Raw genomic sequence first — 236 nt, 5'->3', positions numbered from 1 at the left:
CCCATTGACGCCAGCCTGCCGGGACTGCGGGTGGATACCGTGGCGGGTGACGATATCGTCAACACCATTGAGCACAGCCAGAACCTGATTATCACCGGGACCAGCGAGGGGTTTACGGCGGGTACTACGCTGACGGTGAGCATTAACGGTAAAACCTATCAGGCCAGCGTGGCGGCCGACGGCACCTGGAGTGCGGCAGTGCCGGCGGCGGACGTCAGCGCGTGGCCGGCAGGCAC

Annotated in this window: 1 protein-coding gene; it reads left to right on the top strand. The window is 64.8% G+C overall.

Annotated elements, in window-relative coordinates; genetic code table 11:
• Nucleotides 1-236 (top strand): hypothetical protein (locus GM30_RS00015; protein ID WP_155483877.1); only part of this gene is annotated, 236 nt, incomplete at both ends.

It is taken from the genome of Trabulsiella odontotermitis (genome assembly GCF_001188485.1).
Classification (GTDB): Bacteria; Pseudomonadota; Gammaproteobacteria; order Enterobacterales; family Enterobacteriaceae; genus Trabulsiella; species Trabulsiella odontotermitis_A.
This window is presented reverse-complemented; position numbering and strand designations above follow the sequence as displayed.